Genomic DNA, 19,010 nt, shown 5'->3' on the forward strand with positions numbered 1-19,010 from the left:
GGACCGGACAGTACCTCATCGTATCTCCGTCGCGCGGAAACGTAACGAAGTCCACGCATCGGCGTCGCCGCGCCGCGAAAGTACCCGTGACCGGGCGAAACGTGCAGTGGCATAGCGGAAGAGGGTTTGCCAGGGTGCTGCCGATTCATTACAGAGCAATTGCTCTGTTATAGTCGTGGCATGCCGCGCCCACGGACCCATGACCCCGACACCGTGCTCGATGCCGCGGAGTCGCTGGCGGTGCGCTCGGGTCCGGCAGCGGTCACCATCCGCGCCGTCGCGGCGGCCACCGGCGTGTCCAACGGCGCGATCTATCACACCTTCGGCTCGCGCGCGGAACTGCTCGGGCGCAGCTGGTTACGGGCGGCTGGGCGGTTTCTGCGGATGCAGACCGAATCGGTCGAGGCGCATCTCGCCGCGAACGACGACACCCCATACGCGCTCGAGGCGGTCGTGGCCGCCGCCGAGACGCCGGTGGAGTTCGCGCGGCGATACCCGGACTCCTCGAAACTGCTGCTGACCGTCTCACGTGACGAACTGCTCGGCGACGAACTGCCCGAACAGGTCGTCGCCGAACTCGCCGGAACCGATGACGCGCTGGTGCGACTGCTCATCCGGCTGTCACGTGCCCTGTGGGGCCGCGGCGACGCCGCCGCGGTCGACGTGATCACCACCTGCGTCGTCGATCTGCCGACCGGCATCCTGCTGCGCCGCGACCGGATCACGAAACCCATTGCCCGCGAACACCTTCGCGCCGCCGTGCGCGCGGTGCTCGCGGTCGGCCCACCTGAATAACACCTGGAGCAAGGAACAATATGAGCACACTGAGCTACCACGAAAAGATCGCCGTTCTCGACCTCGGCGACGACGAAAACCGTTTCACCCCGGACTTTCTCGACGCGGTCAACGCCCACCTCGACACCGCACTCGCCGAGGATGCACACGGTCTGGTGACCACCGCGAGCGGCAAGTTCTACTCCAACGGCCTCGACCTGGACTGGCTGGTCGCCAACGGTGACCGCACCCAGTGGTACATCGGCCGGGTACAGGCCCTGTTCGCCCGCGTGCTCACCCTGCCCATTCCCACCGCCGCCGCACTGCCCGGGCACGCCTTCGGCGCCGGCGCCATGCTCGCCCTCGCCCACGACTATCGGGTGATGCGTGCCGACCGCGGCTTCTTCTGTCTGCCCGAGGTCGATGTCCACATTCCGTTCACCGCGGGCATGGCCGCGCTGATCCAGTCCAAATTGACACCCAAGGCCGCCGTGGCCTCGATGACCACCGGTCGCCGCTTCGGCGGCATCGATGCCTCGGACCTGGATATCGTCGACGCCACCGCGGGCGAAGGCGCGGTCGCCACCGCCGCTCTCGCGATGCTCGCTCCGCTCGGCGGTAAGGATCCCGCGACACTGGGCGCGATCAAGAACACCATGTTCGGTCCGGTCGTCGCCGAGCTGACCGAATCCGGCTCGTAAGAAGGTAGGTTCGGCACACATCAACAGAGGAGCCCGACATGACCGAGGCCGCCATCCTGCAACGCCAGGGCCATATCGCGATCATCACGCTGAACCGGCCCGAGGCGATGAACGCGGTGAACTCCGCGCTCTCGATCGCCGTCGGCGCGGCACTCGAGGAGTTGGCGGCCGATCGGGACCTGCGGGCCGGGGTGATCACCGGTGCCGGTCGCGCATTCTGCGCGGGCGCGGACCTCAAGGAACTGGCTCGCGGTAACGGAATCCACGACCCGCAGCATCCGGAGTACGGATTCGCCGGGCTGGTCCAGCATTTCATCGACAAACCGCTCATCGCCGCGGTCAACGGATTCGCCCTCGGCGGCGGTACCGAGATCGTATTGGCCTGCGATCTCGCGGTGATGAGCGCCGAAGCCGAACTCGGACTGCCCGAGGTCACCCGTGGGCTGTTCGCCGCCGCGGGCGGTGTGCTGCGGCTGCCGCGTCAGATCCCGCCCAAGATCGCCCACGAGATGGTGCTGACCGGAGCGCCCATCGATGCCGCGGCGGCCGCGCACTGGGGGTTGGTCAACCGGGTCATCCCGGCCGATCAGGTGCTGCCCACCGCGATAGCGCTCGCCGAGACGATCGCCGCCAACGCGCCGCTGTCGGTGCGCGCGTCCAAGCGAATCATGCACCGCAGCAACGAATTCGGCTCCGATTGGGATGCGCCGATGTGGGAGATGAGTTTCCGGGAGGCGGGACCGATCTTCGCGAGCAAGGACGCGCTGGAAGGGCCGCGCGCGTTTGCGGAGAAGCGTGCGCCGCGGTGGCACGGGCAATGATGGCCGAGGTTTTCGCCGGAAGTCATCTCCGGCGGTAGGGATACGCTCCGAAGCATGCGGCAGTCGTGGTGGGCCCAGGGTGTGGCTCGTCCCGAGGCCGGCGGCCGCGCTACTCGGATCCGCTGGCCGGAGTGTCCGTCAGGTGCTTGTCGAAGAAGGCGAAGATCCGGCGCCAGGCATCGCGGGTGGCCTCGGCGTCGTAGCCCAGACCGGCGACCCGCAGGACCGGGTCGATGCCGAAGACGTTCGCGAAGCCGTGCATCGTGCCCGGGTAGGTCTTGATGTCGTGCTCGACGTCGAGATCGGTCAGCACACGATCGAGCTTGCGGCCCGCGCCCAGGAGCGAGGGATCGAGCTGGGCGTAGCTGGCAACCACCGGGCACGCGCCCTCGAGTTGGGCGCGGTAGTCGCCGTAGAGGCCCGGATAGAACGGTGCGGCCGCGTCGAAACCCATTGGCGCGGTGAGCAATGCGAAGCCGCCGCCCATGCAGAAGCCGATGACCGCGGTTTTGCCGGTGCAGCCGGGATCGGCGACCAGGCGGTCGCGGGCGGCGAGTATCTCCCGGATCGCGGGGCTGGCGCCGGTGAAGATCAGCGACCGCATCACCGCGCGGATGCAGCGCACCCGGCCATTGGCGAACAGGTTCGGGGCGATCGTGAGATAGCCGTAGTCGGCCAACATTTCGACATTGCTGCGGATATCCGGGCCGAAGCCCACACCGTCGTGGAGCACCACGACACCGGGCCACGGACCGTCCCCGGTCGGGCGGGCCAGGATCGCCTCGAGAGCGCCGTCCGGTGCGTCGAGCTCGATGGTGTTCATGCCAGCAATGTAAGCCACTGTCCCAGACATGTACAGCTATGGCGCGCCCTTTCGCGCGACGCGAATTTCGGTGTTGATCGTGAAATCCGCGGTGTCGCGGCCCCGGTTGGTTTAACCTCTGCCGACGCGGTGTCCCCGGTCAGCGCGTTGTTCGAGCGAAAGGCGAATTGTTCATGTTTCGGCTGCCGTGGCGCGCCCTCTCCGTCGCGACCACCCTGGCGCTCACCATGTTCGCGGCCTCGCCCCTGGTCGCGGCCGACAGCGGTGACTACGCGAAATTCGATCCCGACCCGACCGGCGACGCCTACCTCGATCAGCATTTCAATACCGACGCTCTGCCCAACGGCGCGATCCTGTCGTCGCGATCGGTGCAGATTCTGCCGCCGCTGGCCGCCACCAACGACTTCGCCGCCTGGCAGGTGTGGTTCAAATCCACTGCCGCCGACGGCACTTCGATCGCGGCGCTCACCACGATCATGAAACCGAAGACCTGGAACGGGCGCGTCGTCAGCAATGACTACGCGATCGACAGCGTCGGACTCCAATGCAATCCGTCCTACCAACTGACCCACTCGGTCTCCATCGAGGCGCCCGATATCACCCGCCAACTGCTCGGGCACGGTTACGCGGTCGTGATGACCGACTACCAAGGCCCCAAGATGGCCTACGCACACGGACCCACCCAGGCTCGCGAAGTGCTCGACGGAATCCGTGCCGCACTACAGTTTCCGGCAGCCGCACTGGCCGGCAGCCCCACCACGATGATCGGCTACAGCGGCGGCGCGATCGCCACCGTATGGGCCGCACAGCTGCAACCCACATATGCCCCCGAACTGCGGATCCTCGGCGCCGCCGCCGGTGGCACACCCGCCGACCTGAGCCTGCTGCGCAAAACGATGGACGGGAAACCGCCCGCCGCGGCGCTGTATCTGATGGCGGCGCTCGGGGTGGCCCGAGCCACACCCGAGGCGTTCGACCTGCTCAACGACACCGGGGTGCGGACCGCCCAGGAGAGCAAGAACCTCTGCTCCAGCGCCGCCCTCCTCGGCGCCGCGCCGGTGGCGGTGCGCACGCTGACCAAAGTCGACCCGTACCCGACCGAAGTCGTCCAGCGGATCTACCGCGAAACCAAGGTCGGCGGACTGACCCCGACGATGCCGATCTACCTGTGGCACGGCCTCTTCGACGAATGGATTCCCGCCGCAGGCGCGCAAGCACTCCAGCAACAGTGGAAAAGCGCCGGTGTGGACGTGTCACTGACCCTGCTGCCGTGCGACCACATCACCTGCGCGTTCACACCCGGGGCAATCGATCAGATCGACAAATGGATGGGCGTCGCCTGACCGCATTCGGCCGACGTTCCCGGCACCCGAGACCAGATTCGACGTCGGTTGCGCTTTCATCGAAATCGATTCAGCTGTCGAGAATTTCGTCCGCAGGCCAGCCATTGCGAGCGGCGAACGCAGATGTGCTCGGACGTGAGTCCCCACTCGGTCCCGCACCGAGCGGGAGGAACTGGAGCCGAGGCGGGCGACCTATTGGGAAGCTTTGCGGCGGAAGGCGATTCGGTACATGTGCAGTGCCGACGCGACGGGTCAGGTCACTGCCAAGATGCGGCCGCCTCGGGTTCACAACACCGATACTGATCGGGGGTTGCGGCGAAGAAATACCTCGTGATGAGCCCTTGTTCGGACCCGGTGCGTGGTGGCAGCGGCTCGTGTGCGATTCTCGAGACGTCGACTCAGGGAAAGGGCTGCTCATGATGCTCGGTATGGTCCTCGGCGACTTCGGTGCTCGCGCTTCGACGCGGGACCGCTAGTCCGTCCTGACAGCTCCGGCTGACTCAGGCCGTTCTCCCGCTCCTCGTCGAAGTGCTCGCCGTGTCAACGCACGTCCGATCACGAGGAGCACCCCATGTCGACCATTCACTGGACCGAAGCAGATACCGACCACAGCGCACAGTGGCATTCCGAAAGCGCGGCGGCAGCGCCCGCGCAGGTCACCGTCGCCGATGACCGTATGCGTGCCGATACCGCCTATCGCCTGGCCTGCCAGGGGACAGCGCTGCTCTGGCGCGGCGATTTTCACAACGCTCGTCAACTGTTGCGGGCACTGAGCCGCCGGATCGATCGCAAACCCGTACCGGCGGGCGAGGGACCGGCCGAATCCTTTCACCTCTATCGGCGGGCTCGTGGGCAGCGGGCACGGGTGCTGGGCAGGCTGATCGTGCAGTTGGAGCCGGACCATTCGTTGGCATTGCGGCGCGCGCCCGACGTTCGCCAGGCATGCACCGAGGCGTATGGGTCCGCGCATGAGCCGATGGTGATCGCCTTGACCGAACTACTCGGCGCGATCGGGGCGCACGAGTGGCGCGAAAACGGTGTCCTGGTACCGGCCCTCGGCGCGCGGATCCACCCGCACTACGGGGTGTTCTCTCCCGTGCGCGGGGAATACGTCGATCTGGTCGCCACGGCACCGTTACCGGTCCAGCACCACACCGCATTCGACCTCGGAACCGGAACCGGCGTGCTGGCGGCGGTGCTGGCCCGCCGCGGCGTCGACCATATCGTCGCCACCGATATCAATCCGCGCGCACTCGACTGCGCCCGCGACAATATCGACCGCCTCGGGCTCACGACCCGCATCGATGTCCAGGGTCCAGGCCTGTATCCCGACGGCCGCGCACACCTGATCGTCTGCAACCCGCCATGGCTGCCGGTCCGTCCGACGTCCACCGTCGAACAAGGCGTCTACGACACGAACAGTGCCATGCTGCGCGCCTTCCTGACCGACCTGCCCGCTCACCTCGAACCCGGCGGCGAGGGCTGGCTGGTCCTATCCGATCTGGCCGAACGCCTCGGCCTGCGCACCCGCACCGAACTCCTCACCGCCATCGACTCGGCAGGCCTGCACATCATCGACCGGATCGACACCCGACCCCACCACTCCCGACCCCGCGACACCACAGACCCGTTGCACGCAGCCCGAGCCGCGGAAGTGACCTCCCTCTGGCGCTTGGCCACCCGGATACCGTGCCGGCACCCGGGATTCATCAAGGGCACCGGCTGATCCCGGTCGCTCCCGGTAGATCCTCGGCCCGCTTCGCGCCGGAACCTGCCACGACGCCAACCTTCGCCAGCCGCGACCGCGGAAGGCATACGGGCAAGGCGGAATCGGGTGAAAACGGCACGCAAGGGTTGGGTGGCAACTTACGGTCGGGAAGAAAATGTGGCCGTAGTGATTGTGGTGTGCGATGACCGAACCGAATACCTCCTGTGCCGCCTTCCAGCGGGTGGCGGCGATCGATCCCGACGCGATCGCGGTGCGCTCTATCGGTGGCGGGCACACGTTGACCTGGCGGGAGTACGCCGAGCAGGTCCGGCATATCGCGGCGGGATTGCATGCGCTCGGGATCGGGCACGGGGATACGGTCGCGCTGATGATGGCCAATCGGGTGGAGTTCTATCCGATCGAGGTGGGCGCACAGCACACCGGTGCGACCTCGTTCTCGGTGTACAACACCCTCGCGCCTGAGCAGCTGAACTATGTGTTCGGCAACGCGGGCAATCGGGTGGTGATCTGCGAGGAACAGTACGTCGAGCGGGTCCGCACCTGCGGGGCGCAGATCGAGACCATCGTGTGCATGGATGCCGAGCACGCGGGAACGATCAGTCTCGCGGAGCTGAAGGCCAAGGGCCGCAACGATTTCGACTTCGAGGTGACATGGCGTTCGGTGCGGCCGGACGATATCGCGACGCTGGTGTACACCTCCGGTACCACCGGAAATCCGAAGGGCGTCGAGATCACCCATGCCAATCTGACCGCCGAGGCGCACGCGTTCAACGCCGTTCTTCCCGTGGAATTCGGCGACCGGCAGACCTCCTACCTGCCGACCGCGCATATGGCCGACCGGTTCACCGCGCTGTACCTGCAGGAGTACTACGGCATTCAGATCACCGTCGTGCCCGACCGCAACCAGCTGCCCGCGGCGCTATTGGATGCGCGCCCGTCGATTTGGGGTGCGGTGCCACGGGTGTGGGAGAAGTTCAAGGCCGCGGTCGAGTTCTCGGTCGCCAATGAGCCCGACGAAACCACGAGGGCTGCGCTGCAATGGGCGCTCGGTGTGGCCGCACGCAAGGCTGCGGTGCTACTGGAGGGCGGAACCGTCGATGCGGAGCTGGCCGCTGAATGGGCCGAGGCCGACAACTCGGTGCTGTCGAAGCTGCGCGCCAAACTCGGCCTGGACCAGGTCAAGTGGGCGATGTCGGGCGCCGCGCCGATCCCGCCGGAGACCCTCGGTTTCTTCTGCGGTCTCGGCGTCCCCATCTCCGAGATCTGGGGTATGTCCGAGCTGACCTGTGTGGCCAGCGCCAGCCCACCCGCCGAGGCGCGCCTGGGCACCGTCGGTCGCATGCTGCCCGGTTCGGAAGCCAAAATCGCCGACGACGGCGAATTCCTGGTCCGCGGACCGCTCGTGATGAAGCGCTACCGCAAGGAGCCGGGCAAGACCGCCGATGCGATCGACACCGACGGCTGGCTGCACACCGGCGATATCCTGACCCGCGACGCCGACGGCTACCTACGCGTGGTCGACCGCAAAAAGGAACTCATCATCAACGCGGCCGGAAAGAATATGTCCCCGGCCAATATCGAGAACACCATCAAGGCCGCCACCCCGCTGGTCGGCTCGATCGTCACCATCGGCGACGCCCGCCCTTACAACACCGCCCTTATCGTGCTCGACGCCGAATCCGCGACACCCTATGCGACTCAACGCGGTCTGCCCGACGCCTCCGCCCCCGCCTTGGCCGCCGACCCGGGCGTCATCGCTGAAATCGCCCAGGGCATCGCCGCAGGCAACGCGAAACTGTCCAGAGTGGAACAGATCAAACGGTTCACCATTCTGCCCACCTTCTGGGAGCCCGGCGGCGACGAAATCACCCTCACCATGAAACTGCGCCGCAAGCCCATCGCGGCCAAATACGCCACCGAAATCGAAACCCTCTACACCCCGACACAATCCGCCACCACCCACGAACCAGCCACCCAAATCCCCTCCGAGGTCTGACCCAGCGCCCGGACAAGCGATCACCGGATAACGGCGGCGGCAAACGTCGAGAGCGCCCCGCCACCAGTACATTCTCACTCGGCGCGGAGCGCCTCGACGGGGCAGGTGTCGATGGCGAGTTGGGCATCGGGGTGGTCGGGGGTGGGGATGGGGTCGGTGAGGACGCGGACTTTGCCGGAGTTGTCGACCTGGAAGATGTGCGCGAGTAAGGCTTCGCACATGCCGTGGCCCTGGCAGCGGGTTCGGTCAGCGGTAATTCTCATGCGGGCCGCCGGGTTTCGACGCGTGCGGCTTGCAGCTGGATCGGGAGGCCGTCGAGTGGGATGGGGCCGGTCGCCCAGCCCATCGGCGGCACATATCCGGCGGGCACCGACCACCGGTAGCGCAACAGCATGCGATGCATGATCGCCTTGACGGTCATACCGCCGAAGTACAGGCCGATGCACTTGTGCGCGCCGCCGCCGAAGGGCGCCCAGACGTAGCGGTGGGACTTGTCCTCTTGGCGTTCGGCGGTGAAACGCTCCGGATCGAAGACATCAGGGTCGTGCCACCAGCGATCGATACGCATCGCCGAATGCGAGCCGATGACGACAATGGTGCCCGCGGGTAGGAAGTGGCCCTGGATCGCGGTGTCGCGCACCGTCTCCCGGATCTGCTGACCGACCGGGGAGTACATCCGCAGGATCTCCTTGAACACCAGATCCAGGGCGGGCAGCCGGTCGAGGTCATCGTAATCGAGCGAATCCTTACCCAGCGCTTGCGATTCGGCGCGCAGCCGGTCCTGCCACTCCGGATGCAGACCGAGTTGATAGCCCATCATCGCCAGCGCGATGGTGCTGGTGTCGTGCGCGGCCATCAGCACGAAGATCAGATGGTCGACGATGTCCTGATCGGTGAACGTATGGCCCTCATCGCTGGCGGTGTGGCACAGCACGCTGAAGAGGTCGTCACCGGTGCCCGCGCGTCGGGCGGGCATTTCCCGGCGGCAGTAGTCCTCGAGCACCTTGCGCCCGCGCAAGCCCTTCGCCCACACACCGCCGGGCAGATTGGTGCGCACCAGCGCCTGCCCGCCGCGCACCGCATCGATGAACGCACGCTCGAGGCGCGCCGCCTCGGGACCGAGGCGTGCGCCCATGAACACCTCCGACGCCATGCGCAGCAGCAGATGTTTCGTCGCCGGGAAAAGCTGAAAGTCAGTGGCGGGCAACCAGTCATCCATACCGCGGGCGATCGCCGGTGTGGTGATGTCGAGATAGCCGACCAGTCGCGGCCGGGTGAAGGCCTGCTGCAGAATGCGCCGGTGGTATCGGTGCTCGTCGAAATCGCGCAGCAGGATGCCGCCACGAAAGAACGGTCCGATGAAGAAGTCGTAGCCGCGCTTGGCGGAATACACCTTGTCCCGGTCCGCGAGCACCTCTTCGATCGCCTCCGGGCTCACCACCATCACGACCTGCCGCCCGAGCAGTCCGGACCACTGCACGGGACCGTATTTCTCGACGCGCCGCCGCGCGAAATCGAGGTTGTCCGTCATGGCTGGGAGGGCGTGCCCGATCACCGGTAAGCCGTAATCGCCTAGTATCGGCCGCAATTCGCTATCGGCGGGTGGTTCGGCGAGGGCTCGGGTCCGCGACGGATAACGCTCGGCCAGCACGGATGCGGCGTACTTTGCCCGTCGGCCCATCGTCGACATCATGGTCGTCCTCTCGCATCCTTGCGAAAATCGTGTGATCCACACCATACAGGAATCAATGGTTTCCGTAAACGGTTGTTTCCTGATTTGCCTGCGGCATACTGAGCCTGTGACACGGGCAGCGACCGGGATCTACCGCGGCACCTCCGCCGAGCAGCGGCGCGAGGAACGCCGCCGTCGCCTGATGGATGCGGGCCTGGAGATCATCGGCACCCAGGGCTGGGCGACGACCACCGTGCGTGGAATCTGTGAACAGGCCAAAGTCGGCCCACGCTTCTTCTACGAGAGCTTCCGGGACCTCGACGCCCTTGCCGCCGCCGTGCACGACGAGATCATCGATACCGCAATCCACAGCTCGCTCGAGGCCCTCGCCGCGGCACCCGAAGGCATTCCGGCCAAAATGCGTGCGGCCGTTACCGCCATCGTGACCTCGGTTATCGACGACCCGCGCCGGGCCCGCATCGCCTTCGCCGAGGCCCACGGCAGCGAAACCCTGATGCGCCGCCGCGCCGCCGCCATGCGCACCATCGCCGACGTCGTCGCCGATCAAGAACGCGCCCTGCTCGACCCACCACCGGGCAGCGACACCCTCGTGCGCGCGGTCTCGCTGATGATCACCGGCGGCGCCGCCGAACTGGTCCTCGCCTGGCTCGACGGCAGCATCGACCTCACCCGCGACGAACTCATCGACCTCTGCGTCGAATTCGTCCTCACCTTCGCCGACAACCTGGCCACCATGGCCGCCCGCCTCCCACCCAGACCAGCCCCCTGAACGGTGTTGCCGTCCGGATGCCTGGGCGAAGCAAAAGGTGCGCGGGTTGTCAGGTGTCGTGGGAGTTGCGGTTACAGCGGGAACGTCAGGCGCTGGGGGCTGATGTAGTCGACCGGGTCGTGGAGGGGGCGCAGGTCCGGGCGGTGGTCGGTAGGGATGCGGGCCAGTTCGCCGCGCAGTGGAATGTCGTAGGTGGCGGCGGAGGCGGTGAGGCCCGGGAGCCAGTTGTCGTGGTGGGTTGGGACGAAGAGTTTGGGGCGGATGGCCTCGATGTAGCGGCGGGGGTCGCGTAGACCATTGGTGATCTGGTTGAAGCCCTGAACCGCGCCGATCTGGAGATCGGTGGGTGGCAGGTCAGCGAAGACGTCGAAGACCCGCGGGGCCCGCTCGGTGAGCGGACCCGCCGAATCGTGCCAGACCAGCGAGAACCCGGGGACGCGGAACTGGTAGAGCAGAGTGCCGCCCTCCGGATCCTTGAGACGCGGCACACTCTGCAGGACACCGGCCAGCGTGGGTGGATGCCGCACCAGAGCGCGCAGTTCCGGTAGCGGGAAGAACGGCGCGGACCCACCGGGCCGTTCGCGAGCGGTGGGCGCGGAGTGCACGTGACGGACCGCGGTGACCTCGACCGGTCCCACGGTGAACTCGTGCCGCTCGCCGGGCAGCGAAGCCCCGTCCCCGAGCGCGACCGTCCGGAATGTCGAATCGGCCACCTGCGCACGGATATTCACGCCGTGATCGGCGGTTCCATAGACGACCGCCCCGGACGCTTCGGCGATCCGACCCGCATCGGCGGCGTGATCGAAATGCCCGTGACCGATGAATATCGCTTCCGGCGCCAGATCCGCCAGATCCTGTGCCGTCGCGGGCACATAACCTGTGCTCGTCAGTCGCGGCACCCACGCATCCAGCAGAAACACCGACCCGGCCATAGCGAACGCGTAGGTCGTGCACCCCACCCAGGACAACACCACCCGATCCGCACGCACCGCACCCGTATCCGGATCCACGACGTCGGCCCCGAAGAACCGCACCCGCGCCGCCACAGTCCGCGGATCCGCGGGTGCCGCCGAGGCCTGCAACCGACCCGCGGCCCCAGCGCCGATCACATCACCGAGCGCGGACCACCGCCCCACCAAGCCCCGAGGATGAACGCCGCACACCTATGTACAACACCACGGATCAACTCCCCGAACAACACGCACCCCGATCCCAACGTGCTTTCGGCGCTGCCGTCGAGCCGATATTGCCCAGCACGCAAGCATTTTCGCCGTCACACGCCCGATCGCGGAACCGATCGAGTATCTCAGCCGCGAGACTACAGCTGCACGCCCAGCAGGCCGTCTACGGCGGTCGCGATCAATGCCGGGGCGGCCGGGTCGCGGCCTCCGTAGTTCAGGGCTTGGTTGGCCCAGTTGTCCACGGCGGCAAGGGCTTTCGGGGTGTCGAGGTCGTCGGCGAGGTGTTGGCGCAGGCGGGCGACGGTGTCTTCGGCGGCGGGGCCGGAGGTGTGGTTGGTCGCTCGACGCCACAGGTCCAGGCGGGCAGTGGCGTCGGCGAGGACGGTATCGGTCCACATGCGGTCTCGGCGGTAGTGGCCGGCGAGCAGGCCCAGGCGGATCGCGGCAGGGTCGACGCCCGCGGCGCGCAGCTTGGAGACAAGCACCAAATTGCCGCGCGATTTGGACATCTTCTCGCCGTCGAGGCCGATGAGACCGGCGTGCACGTAATGGCGGGCGAAGCGGCGGCCCGCGATCAGTGCCTCGGCGTGTGCGGCGGAGTATTCGTGATGCGGGTAGATCAGGTCGCTGCCGCCGCCTTGGATATCGAATTCGGGGCCGACGCGGTTGAGCGCGATCGCCGCACACTCGATATGCCAACCGGGTCGCCCGGCACCGAACGGCGCCGGCCACGACGGCTCGTCGGGCCGCGCGGCGCGCCACAGCAGCGCGTCGATGGTGTCGCGCTTGCCGGGACGGTCGGGATCGCCGCCGCGTTCGGCGAACAGCCGTTCCATGGTTGCGCGGTCGTAGCCGGATTCGTAGCCGAACTGTTCGGTGGCATCGGCGCGGAAGTAGATGTCCGGATATTCGGCATCCTCGACCGTGTATGCCGCGCCCGAGGCCAGCAGCTTCTGCACGAATTCGATGACCTCGTCGACGGACTCCACGGCGCCGATGTAGTCGCGCGGCGGCACGATGCGCAGGGCGGACATGTCCTCACGGAACAGATTGATCTCGCGGGTGCCCAGATCGCGCCAGTCCACACCGTCGCGGGCGGCGCGCTCGAACAGCGGGTCGTCGACGTCGGTGACGTTCTGCACGTAGTGCACCTCGTGGCCCGCATCGCGCCACAACCGGTTGACCAGGTCGAAGGTCAGGTAGGTGGCGGCATGCCCGAGATGGGTGGCGTCATAGGGGGTGATCCCGCAGACGTACATGGTGGCCGTAGGGCCCGGGGTCACCGGGCGAACCTGCCGGTCGGCGGTGTCGTACAACCGCAACGGTGGCCCTGCTCCGGGAATAGTCGGTAGGGCGGTATCGGACCAGGACTGCATGATTCGAGGGTAGAGGTGTGGTGGCGGCCATTGCGCCGCACCCTGCTCCGAACGGTAGGTTGTATGGCAACGACCCCGGATCTGACCTGCCCCGATGTCGCGAAAGCCGGATGTCAATGGTTGCCGTCTGGTGGATCGAATTGCCGCGAGTGGCGCAGGTCACTGTCGCTGAGTTTGCTGTGAGCGCCGAGCACCCGAATTCAGCCGGGGCCGAGTGGGATCGCGCTAGGTTGGACGGGTGACTGTTCTCGGTGCGGTGTCGATGCCCCAGGTTTCCCCGGAACGTTTGCTCGCGGTGGCGGCCGCAGCCGAGGCCAGCGGTCTCGAAGAACTGTGGTTGTGGGAGGACTGCTTCTGGGCCGGCGGGATCGCCACTGCCGCAACGGTGTTGGCGAGGACCGAGCGGGTGCGCGTCGGGATCGGGGTGATGCCGGTGCCGTTGCGGAATGTCGCGCTCACCGCCATGGAGGTGGCGGCGCTGCTGCGGCTGCATCCGGGCCGGGTGATTCCGGGTTTCGGGCACGGTGTGCAGGACTGGATGGGACAGATCGGTGCGCGGGTCGAATCGCCGATGACGCTGCTGCGGGAACAGTTGAGTGCGCTGCGCGGCCTGCTGAACGGTGAGAAGATCAGTGCCGCAGGCCGATACGTGCGCCTCGACAATGTCGCCCTGGATTGGCCGCCCACCACACCCCCACCGATCACCGCCGCCGCGACAGGTCCACAGACACTGCGCCTGTCCGGCGAACTCGCCGACGCCACCATCCTCACCTCGCGAACCACCCCCGACGGCGTCCGCGCCGCCCGCGCACGCATCGAGGAAGGCCGCGTGAAAGCCGCACGCACCGCACCACATCGGGTCATCGTCAACCTGCTCACGGCCACCGGCCCGGACGCGGCCGAACGCCTGACAGCCGCCCAGCAACGTAACTCCGGCGAGCATCCGCCCGAGGCAGGTGTCGCGGGCGACGCACAGGCCATCGCGGACGCCGTCCGCCGCTACGCCGAGGCAGGTGCCGACACCGTAGTCCTCGAACCCACCGACGACGATCCCGATCTGATCGAATTCGTCCGCTTCGCCGGGGCCGAGGTCCGCCCGCTGATGAGCTGAGCGCGGTACGAGCCGGGGTCGGCTTACCGGCGCCGGAAGATGCCCTTCGGACTTCCGGCGATACCGGCAGGTGTAGACCAGCGTCGCGATATCGTCCGGCCGCACCGACCCCACGTCGCCCCGCCACCGCGATCTGATCGGTGCGAATGATCGCGGAGATGATGCCAGCTGCCATCGTGCCGGGCTCATCGCGCGAGCCCGACAATGGCCCCGTCGCCACGATGGGTGGACGTCAGTGCCCCACGCAGCCACCGCATCGGCAGCCCGTGCGCCTTGGCATTCGATGCAACATGGCACCGTCCGCTATCGCGGGCAACGCACGACTCAGAACGCGGGCCACGGGATCGGCCGCGAGGTCCTCGGCATCGGCATCACCGGATTGTCCAGCAACTCCTGCGCGCGGTCGGCGAGCGCATCGATCTCGGCATCGGTGATATGCGGTGCGAGCGCATCGGCGAGCGCACCGGGTAGCGCCTTCGCGAAGGCGGCGATATCGGCCATCAGCGCGTCACAGATGGGTTTACCCACCCATCCCCACAGCACCGTGCGCAACTTGTGCTCACTGTGCAGGCAGATGCCGTGGTCGACGCCGTAGACCTGCCCGTCGACACCTTCCAACGCGTGCCCGCCCTTGCGGTCGGCATTGTTGAGCAGCACATCGAGCACCGCCATCCGCTGCAGTCGCGGATCGTCGGCGTGGATCAGCGACACCTCGTTACCCGCCGGATCCTGGGCGCGCAGCACCTCACAGAACCCGTCCGGCACCGCACCCAACGGCACCAGATCCACCAGATCGAGCCGGTCGCCCTGATCGGTGTGGTTGTCCACCGACTCCACCCACCGCTGCACCATCCCCGGCCCGTAGGGGCCATCGCGCAGGATCGTCTCCGGAATGACAGCCCACCCGAGCGCATCCGAGACCCGGTAGGAGGCCACCTCACGCCCGGCCAGGGTGCCGTCCGGGAAATCCCACAGCGGCCGCTCCCCGCGCACCGGCTTGTAGACCACGCGAACGCCGTCCGTATCGCAGACGAGGGTGACGTTGCTCGCGGTCGTCACCCGACCTATCACCGTCAATTCCGCGGTGTGCCACCGAGGCTCGGCCACGGACTACTCCTCTAGCTCGGCCGCGCCGAAAATATCCCCGCGCTTGTATCCGTTGGTTCGCACACACATATGCCCGCGCGACGAAAGCGGTTCCCCGCACAGCGGACACGGCGGCCGGCCCGCCGCGATCACCCGGGTGGAGCGCAACGCGAACTCCCGCGCCTGGATCGGGGTCAGGAACACCCGCACCGCGTCGGGACCCTCTTCGGTGTCATCGAGCACCACCGACTCGTCGACCTCGGTTTCGGTGATCGCCAGCAGTTCCACCACCACCGCGCCCGCATCCGCGTCCCAGCCCAGGCCCATGGTGCCCACCCGGAACTCGGCGTCGATCGGGGTCACCAGCGGGTCGCTGTCGGAGATGTCCTCGGCCTGCGGCGGCACCTCGGCGCCGAAGCGGCGCGCGACCTCGTCGAGCAGCAGGCCCATCCGGTCGGCGAGCACCTTCACCTGTTGCTTCTCCAGCGCCACGCTGACCACCCGTGGTTCCTGCACGGCCTGCAGGTAGAACGCGCGATCGCCCGGCTCACCGACGGTCCCGGCGACAAAACGATCGGGGGTGCGAAATACGTGGATTGCGCGAGACATCTGCACCTCCTGATACGTGACCTTGATCGACTACCCGCGGCGCTGGACACTGCAACACGCCACCTACTCGTTTACAAGGAATCTCGAAGCTCCGCATTCCCATTATCCGCACTCGGGGTACCACCCAACTCGCCACCGGGAACCGGACCGGCTTCGGTCTCTGCGGGCGACCCGGAAGCCGAGGCGGGCTGTTGCGGTTTGATTGCCAAACCGGACAGATCCGCCCCCGTGTCGTTGAGCCGAACCACATACGGCGCGGTCGGGGTGTAGCGCACGATACTGAGCGAGGCGGGTTCGACCACGATGCGCTGGAAACCGTCGAGATGCAGGCCGAGCGCGTCCGCGAGCACGGATTTGATCACGTCACCGTGCGTGCACGCCACCCACAGCACGTCGTGACCGGCCTTCTCGGCGAACCGTCGATCATGCTCGCGCACCGCGGCCACCGCACGGATCTGCACCTGCGCCAGACCTTCGCCACTGGGGAAGACCGCCCCCGAGGCGTGCCGCTGCACCACCTTCCACAGCGGTTCGGTCAGCAGATCCGCGATCGCCTTGCCGGTCCAGTCGCCGTAGTCGACCTCGATCAACCGATCGTCGTACTCCGGTTCCAGACCGAGCTTTTCCGCAAGCGGTGCGACCGTTCGCTGACAGCGCAGCAGCGGCGAATGCACGATGTGCTCGATCGGCAGCGAGGCCAGCCGTTCGGCGACGGCGCGGGCCTGGGTATCGCCGTGCTCGGTCAGATCGACGCCCGCACTGCGCCCGGCCAGGGTGCGGGCGGTGTTCGAGGTCGAAACACCGTGCCGCAGCAGGATCACCGTCATTGCTACAGCCTAACGATCATGTCGCCGGTACCACTCCGCCCGCGAGCAGGCCCATGACCGTCAGCCCGAGCACGATGCGGTAGCCGACGAACCAGTCCAGGGAATGTTTGCCGACGAACTTCAACAGCCACGCGACCGAGGCATACCCGACCACGAACGCCAGAATCGTCGCGACCAGCAGCTGCGGTCCGCTGGCATTGAGGCCCTCACCCGCCGGTTCGAACGCGTCGGGCAGGCTGAACAGTCCCGATGCCGTCACAGCGGGAATGGCGAGCAGGAACGAGAACCGCACGGCCGCTTCGCGCTCCAGCCCGAGGAACAAACCCGCCGTCGCGGTCGCACCGGAACGCGACACACCCGGGACCAGGGCCAGACATTGCGCGAAGCCCATGATCAAACCGTCGCGGGTGGTCAGCTGCTCGATCGGGCGGATCTTGCGTCCGTAGTACTCACCGGCCGCGATGACCAGCGCGAACGCGACCAGCATGAACGACACCAACCACAGATTGCGGGCGCCGGTGCGGATCTGATCCTTGAAAAGAAACCCGAGCACACCGATCGGGATCGTGGCGATGATCACATACCAGCCGATGCGGTAGTCGAGTTCACGCTGCGCCTGCTCGTCCAGGATGCGCTTGTGATCAGCGGTGATGACCGGGAGCCGCATGGTGGGCTGGTCGTGCAGCGGCAGCTCCGGCCGGCCACGCTCGGTCAGGCGATCGCGCAGGCCGGCGAACCACGCGACGATGATCCGCCAGATGTCCTTGGCGAAGAACACCAGCACCGCGGCCTCGGTGCCCAACTGGGTGACGGCGGTGAACGAGGCGCCCGCGTCATCGCCGAAGAACACCGCCGACACGATGCGCAGATGCGCGGAGGAAGAGATCGGCAGAAACTCCGTGAGGCCCTGCACCAGACCAAGTATCAAGGCCTGCACCCAGGTCATCGACTCGCCGACCACGAACCAGCCTCCACTTCCGCCCGAAAATTGTGTTCCTACTGGGCAATTGGTCCGGCGATCGATCGCATCACTGTGACCACCGCCGCAATCACGCAGCGACAGTACAGTGTCGAGATGGTGGCAGCATGCCCGGCTCGACGGCGCGACCCACGGTGCTGGTGGGCGTCGAGTTGCGTATCCACACTCTAGGCTTGGCGCCGTGACGATTGCGCGGGCACGGTGATGGAACAGCGGACGGTCGGCCGCAGCGGCCTACGGGTGTCCCGGATAGGACTTGCGACCCACACCTGGGGTGCGCATACCGATACCGACGATGCGGCGGTGCAGTTGGTGGCGTTCGCCGAGGCCGGCGGCACACTGGTCGATACCTCCCCCGCCTACGCCGGCGGCGCGGCACAACGGATTCTGGCCGAACTGCTCGGCGATCTGGTCTCCCGCGACGATCTGGTGCTCAGCGGCTGCGCGGGTGTCGCGCCGCAGATCACGCCCGCACCCGCAGGGCCGACCGTGCCCGAGCCGGAGCCGGTGCGTCCGGCCGTGGACACCTCGCGTCGCGCGCTGTTACGCCAGCTCGATCGGACACTGCTCGAACTGGGTACCGACTATCTCGATATCTGGCATGTCGCCGCGTGGGATCCGGCGACCCCGCTCGATGAGGTCGCCGCCACTCTCGAATTCGCGGTGCGCTCCGGGCGCGTCCGCTACGCGGGTGCGCGCGGATTCAATGCCTGGCAGGTCGCCAGCCTCGCCGCGGTCGCGCCCGTCACCGTCGCGCAGGCCCCGTACTCATTGCTGGTCCGTGACACCGAAACCGATTTCATTCCGGCTGCTCGACATCACGGTGTGGGGCTGATCGCCACCGCGCCGCTGGCCGGAGGCATTCTCACCGGCAAATACCGCGACGGGGTGCCCGCCGATTCGCGCGGTGCGGATGAGGCGACCGCCGCCGAGATCCGGCACCGGCTCGATGACCACGCGACCCGGGTGGTCGAGGCGCTGGTGACTGCCGCCGACGGGCTGGCCACCTCACCGTTGGCCGTTGCCCTCGCCTGGATCCGCGACCGTCCCGGCATCGCGAGCATGATCGTCGGCGCGCGCGATATCGGGCAGCTCACCGGGGTGCTGGCCGCCGAGACACTGGAACTGCCGCGTGCCATCGCGGCCGCGCTCGACGATGTCAGCGCACGCGCGGCAGGGTGAGTCGATGAGG

General features: G+C 67.1%; 18 protein-coding genes. 9 read left to right on the top strand and 9 right to left on the bottom strand.

Going from position 1 to position 19,010, the window contains the following annotated elements; translation table 11 throughout:
- Positions 1 to 180: 180 nt before the first annotated feature.
- The 3 genes from OIE68_RS08550 to OIE68_RS08560 are packed head-to-tail and all read left to right on the top strand — an operon-like array spanning position 181 to position 2,296.
- The gene (locus tag OIE68_RS08550) at positions 181 to 795 is read left to right on the top strand and encodes a helix-turn-helix domain-containing protein (protein ID WP_327098843.1); all 615 of its coding nucleotides are present in this window, start codon (positions 181 to 183) and stop codon (positions 793 to 795) included.
- Between the two features lie 20 nt (positions 796 to 815).
- Positions 816 to 1,475, top strand: a complete 660-nt coding sequence (locus tag OIE68_RS08555) for an enoyl-CoA hydratase-related protein (RefSeq protein ID WP_327098844.1) — start codon at positions 816 to 818, stop codon at positions 1,473 to 1,475.
- Between the two features lie 38 nt (positions 1,476 to 1,513).
- Positions 1,514 to 2,296: a crotonase/enoyl-CoA hydratase family protein gene (locus tag OIE68_RS08560; protein WP_327098845.1), complete on the top strand. Its 783-nt coding sequence runs from the start codon at positions 1,514 to 1,516 to the stop codon at positions 2,294 to 2,296.
- A gap of 109 nt (positions 2,297 to 2,405) precedes the next feature.
- On the opposite strand, the gene OIE68_RS08565 is transcribed toward OIE68_RS08560, so the two are convergent.
- Positions 2,406 to 3,119, bottom strand: a complete 714-nt coding sequence (locus OIE68_RS08565) for a dienelactone hydrolase family protein (protein ID WP_327098846.1) — start codon at positions 3,117 to 3,119, stop codon at positions 2,406 to 2,408.
- A 173-nt stretch (positions 3,120 to 3,292) separates the two neighbouring features.
- Here OIE68_RS08565 and OIE68_RS08570 point away from each other — a divergent pair, with 173 nt between their 5' ends.
- From OIE68_RS08570 to fadD11, 3 genes are all read left to right on the top strand, one after another.
- Positions 3,293 to 4,462 carry a lipase family protein gene (locus OIE68_RS08570; RefSeq protein ID WP_327098847.1) on the top strand — a complete coding sequence of 390 codons (1,170 nt, stop codon included), beginning with the start codon at positions 3,293 to 3,295 and terminating at the stop codon, positions 4,460 to 4,462.
- A 571-nt stretch (positions 4,463 to 5,033) separates the two neighbouring features.
- A complete protein-coding gene (locus tag OIE68_RS08575) occupies positions 5,034 to 6,188 on the top strand; it encodes a class I SAM-dependent methyltransferase (RefSeq protein ID WP_327098848.1) in 1,155 nt (384 codons plus the stop codon).
- Positions 6,189 to 6,372: 184 nt separating this feature from the next.
- A complete protein-coding gene (gene fadD11, locus OIE68_RS08580) occupies positions 6,373 to 8,187 on the top strand; it encodes a fatty acid--CoA ligase FadD11 (RefSeq protein WP_327098849.1) in 1,815 nt (604 codons plus the stop codon).
- 74 nt (positions 8,188 to 8,261) lie between these two features.
- On the opposite strand, the gene OIE68_RS08585 is transcribed toward fadD11, so the two are convergent.
- Positions 8,262 to 8,450, bottom strand: coding sequence for a ferredoxin (locus OIE68_RS08585; protein WP_327098850.1), 189 nt, complete (start codon positions 8,448 to 8,450; stop codon positions 8,262 to 8,264).
- A complete protein-coding gene (locus OIE68_RS08590) occupies positions 8,447 to 9,868 on the bottom strand; it encodes a cytochrome P450 (protein ID WP_327098851.1) in 1,422 nt (473 codons plus the stop codon). Before OIE68_RS08590 ends, OIE68_RS08585 begins: the two co-directional genes overlap by 4 nt.
- 118 nt (positions 9,869 to 9,986) lie before the next feature.
- Here OIE68_RS08590 and OIE68_RS08595 point away from each other — a divergent pair, with 118 nt between their 5' ends.
- Complete coding sequence (locus OIE68_RS08595) at positions 9,987 to 10,649, top strand: TetR/AcrR family transcriptional regulator (RefSeq protein ID WP_327098852.1); 663 nt, start codon at positions 9,987 to 9,989, stop codon at positions 10,647 to 10,649.
- A 71-nt stretch (positions 10,650 to 10,720) separates the two neighbouring features.
- Here OIE68_RS08595 and OIE68_RS08600 read toward each other — a convergent pair whose 3' ends face one another.
- Together OIE68_RS08600 and mshC are read right to left on the bottom strand one after the other, a co-directional pair.
- Positions 10,721 to 11,785: an MBL fold metallo-hydrolase gene (locus OIE68_RS08600; protein WP_327098853.1), complete on the bottom strand. Its 1,065-nt coding sequence runs from the start codon at positions 11,783 to 11,785 to the stop codon at positions 10,721 to 10,723.
- Positions 11,786 to 11,967: 182 nt separating this feature from the next.
- Positions 11,968 to 13,206 carry a cysteine--1-D-myo-inosityl 2-amino-2-deoxy-alpha-D-glucopyranoside ligase gene (gene mshC / locus OIE68_RS08605; RefSeq protein ID WP_327098854.1) on the bottom strand — a complete coding sequence of 413 codons (1,239 nt, stop codon included), beginning with the start codon at positions 13,204 to 13,206 and terminating at the stop codon, positions 11,968 to 11,970.
- A 238-nt stretch (positions 13,207 to 13,444) separates the two neighbouring features.
- Between mshC and OIE68_RS08610 the strand changes: the two genes are divergently transcribed.
- Positions 13,445 to 14,317, top strand: coding sequence for an LLM class flavin-dependent oxidoreductase (locus OIE68_RS08610; protein WP_419150689.1), 873 nt, complete (start codon positions 13,445 to 13,447; stop codon positions 14,315 to 14,317).
- 324 nt (positions 14,318 to 14,641) lie between these two features.
- Here OIE68_RS08610 and OIE68_RS08615 read toward each other — a convergent pair whose 3' ends face one another.
- From OIE68_RS08615 to OIE68_RS08630, 4 genes are all read right to left on the bottom strand, one after another.
- Positions 14,642 to 15,424 carry an SCO1664 family protein gene (locus OIE68_RS08615; protein ID WP_327098855.1) on the bottom strand — a complete coding sequence of 261 codons (783 nt, stop codon included), beginning with the start codon at positions 15,422 to 15,424 and terminating at the stop codon, positions 14,642 to 14,644.
- Between the two features lie 3 nt (positions 15,425 to 15,427).
- Positions 15,428 to 16,012: a DUF3090 domain-containing protein gene (locus OIE68_RS08620; protein ID WP_327098856.1), complete on the bottom strand. Its 585-nt coding sequence runs from the start codon at positions 16,010 to 16,012 to the stop codon at positions 15,428 to 15,430.
- A gap of 71 nt (positions 16,013 to 16,083) precedes the next feature.
- Positions 16,084 to 16,839, bottom strand: coding sequence for a histidine phosphatase family protein (locus OIE68_RS08625; protein WP_327098857.1), 756 nt, complete (start codon positions 16,837 to 16,839; stop codon positions 16,084 to 16,086).
- Positions 16,840 to 16,855: 16 nt separating this feature from the next.
- Entirely contained in the window at positions 16,856 to 17,785 is a 930-nt protein-coding gene (locus OIE68_RS08630; protein WP_327101614.1) for an undecaprenyl-diphosphate phosphatase, read from the bottom strand.
- 237 nt (positions 17,786 to 18,022) lie between these two features.
- Between OIE68_RS08630 and OIE68_RS08635 the strand changes: the two genes are divergently transcribed.
- Positions 18,023 to 19,000, top strand: coding sequence for an aldo/keto reductase (locus OIE68_RS08635; RefSeq protein ID WP_327098858.1), 978 nt, complete (start codon positions 18,023 to 18,025; stop codon positions 18,998 to 19,000).
- Positions 19,001 to 19,010: the final 10 nt, after the last annotated feature.

Source organism: Nocardia vinacea, assembly GCF_035920345.1.
Classification (GTDB): Bacteria; Actinomycetota; Actinomycetes; order Mycobacteriales; family Mycobacteriaceae; genus Nocardia; species Nocardia vinacea_A.

Excerpts from the sequence above, each read along its gene's own strand:
- OIE68_RS08550 (WP_327098843.1), top strand. The coding sequence starts at position 181 with ATGCCGCGCCCACGGACCCATGACCCCGACACCGTGCTCGATGCCGCG.
- OIE68_RS08555 (WP_327098844.1), top strand. The coding sequence starts at position 816 with ATGAGCACACTGAGCTACCACGAAAAGATCGCCGTTCTCGACCTCGGC.
- OIE68_RS08560 (WP_327098845.1), top strand. The coding sequence starts at position 1,514 with ATGACCGAGGCCGCCATCCTGCAACGCCAGGGCCATATCGCGATCATC.
- OIE68_RS08565 (WP_327098846.1), bottom strand. The coding sequence starts at position 3,119 with ATGAACACCATCGAGCTCGACGCACCGGACGGCGCTCTCGAGGCGATC.
- OIE68_RS08570 (WP_327098847.1), top strand. The coding sequence starts at position 3,293 with ATGTTTCGGCTGCCGTGGCGCGCCCTCTCCGTCGCGACCACCCTGGCG.
- OIE68_RS08575 (WP_327098848.1), top strand. The coding sequence starts at position 5,034 with ATGTCGACCATTCACTGGACCGAAGCAGATACCGACCACAGCGCACAG.
- fadD11 (WP_327098849.1), top strand. The coding sequence starts at position 6,373 with ATGACCGAACCGAATACCTCCTGTGCCGCCTTCCAGCGGGTGGCGGCG.
- OIE68_RS08585 (WP_327098850.1), bottom strand. The coding sequence starts at position 8,450 with ATGAGAATTACCGCTGACCGAACCCGCTGCCAGGGCCACGGCATGTGC.
- OIE68_RS08590 (WP_327098851.1), bottom strand. The coding sequence starts at position 9,868 with ATGGGCCGACGGGCAAAGTACGCCGCATCCGTGCTGGCCGAGCGTTAT.
- mshC (WP_327098854.1), bottom strand. The coding sequence starts at position 13,206 with ATGCAGTCCTGGTCCGATACCGCCCTACCGACTATTCCCGGAGCAGGG.
- OIE68_RS08620 (WP_327098856.1), bottom strand. The coding sequence starts at position 16,012 with ATGTCTCGCGCAATCCACGTATTTCGCACCCCCGATCGTTTTGTCGCC.
- OIE68_RS08625 (WP_327098857.1), bottom strand. The coding sequence starts at position 16,839 with ATGACGGTGATCCTGCTGCGGCACGGTGTTTCGACCTCGAACACCGCC.
- OIE68_RS08630 (WP_327101614.1), bottom strand. The coding sequence starts at position 17,785 with ATGACCTGGGTGCAGGCCTTGATACTTGGTCTGGTGCAGGGCCTCACG.
- OIE68_RS08635 (WP_327098858.1), top strand. The coding sequence starts at position 18,023 with ATGGAACAGCGGACGGTCGGCCGCAGCGGCCTACGGGTGTCCCGGATA.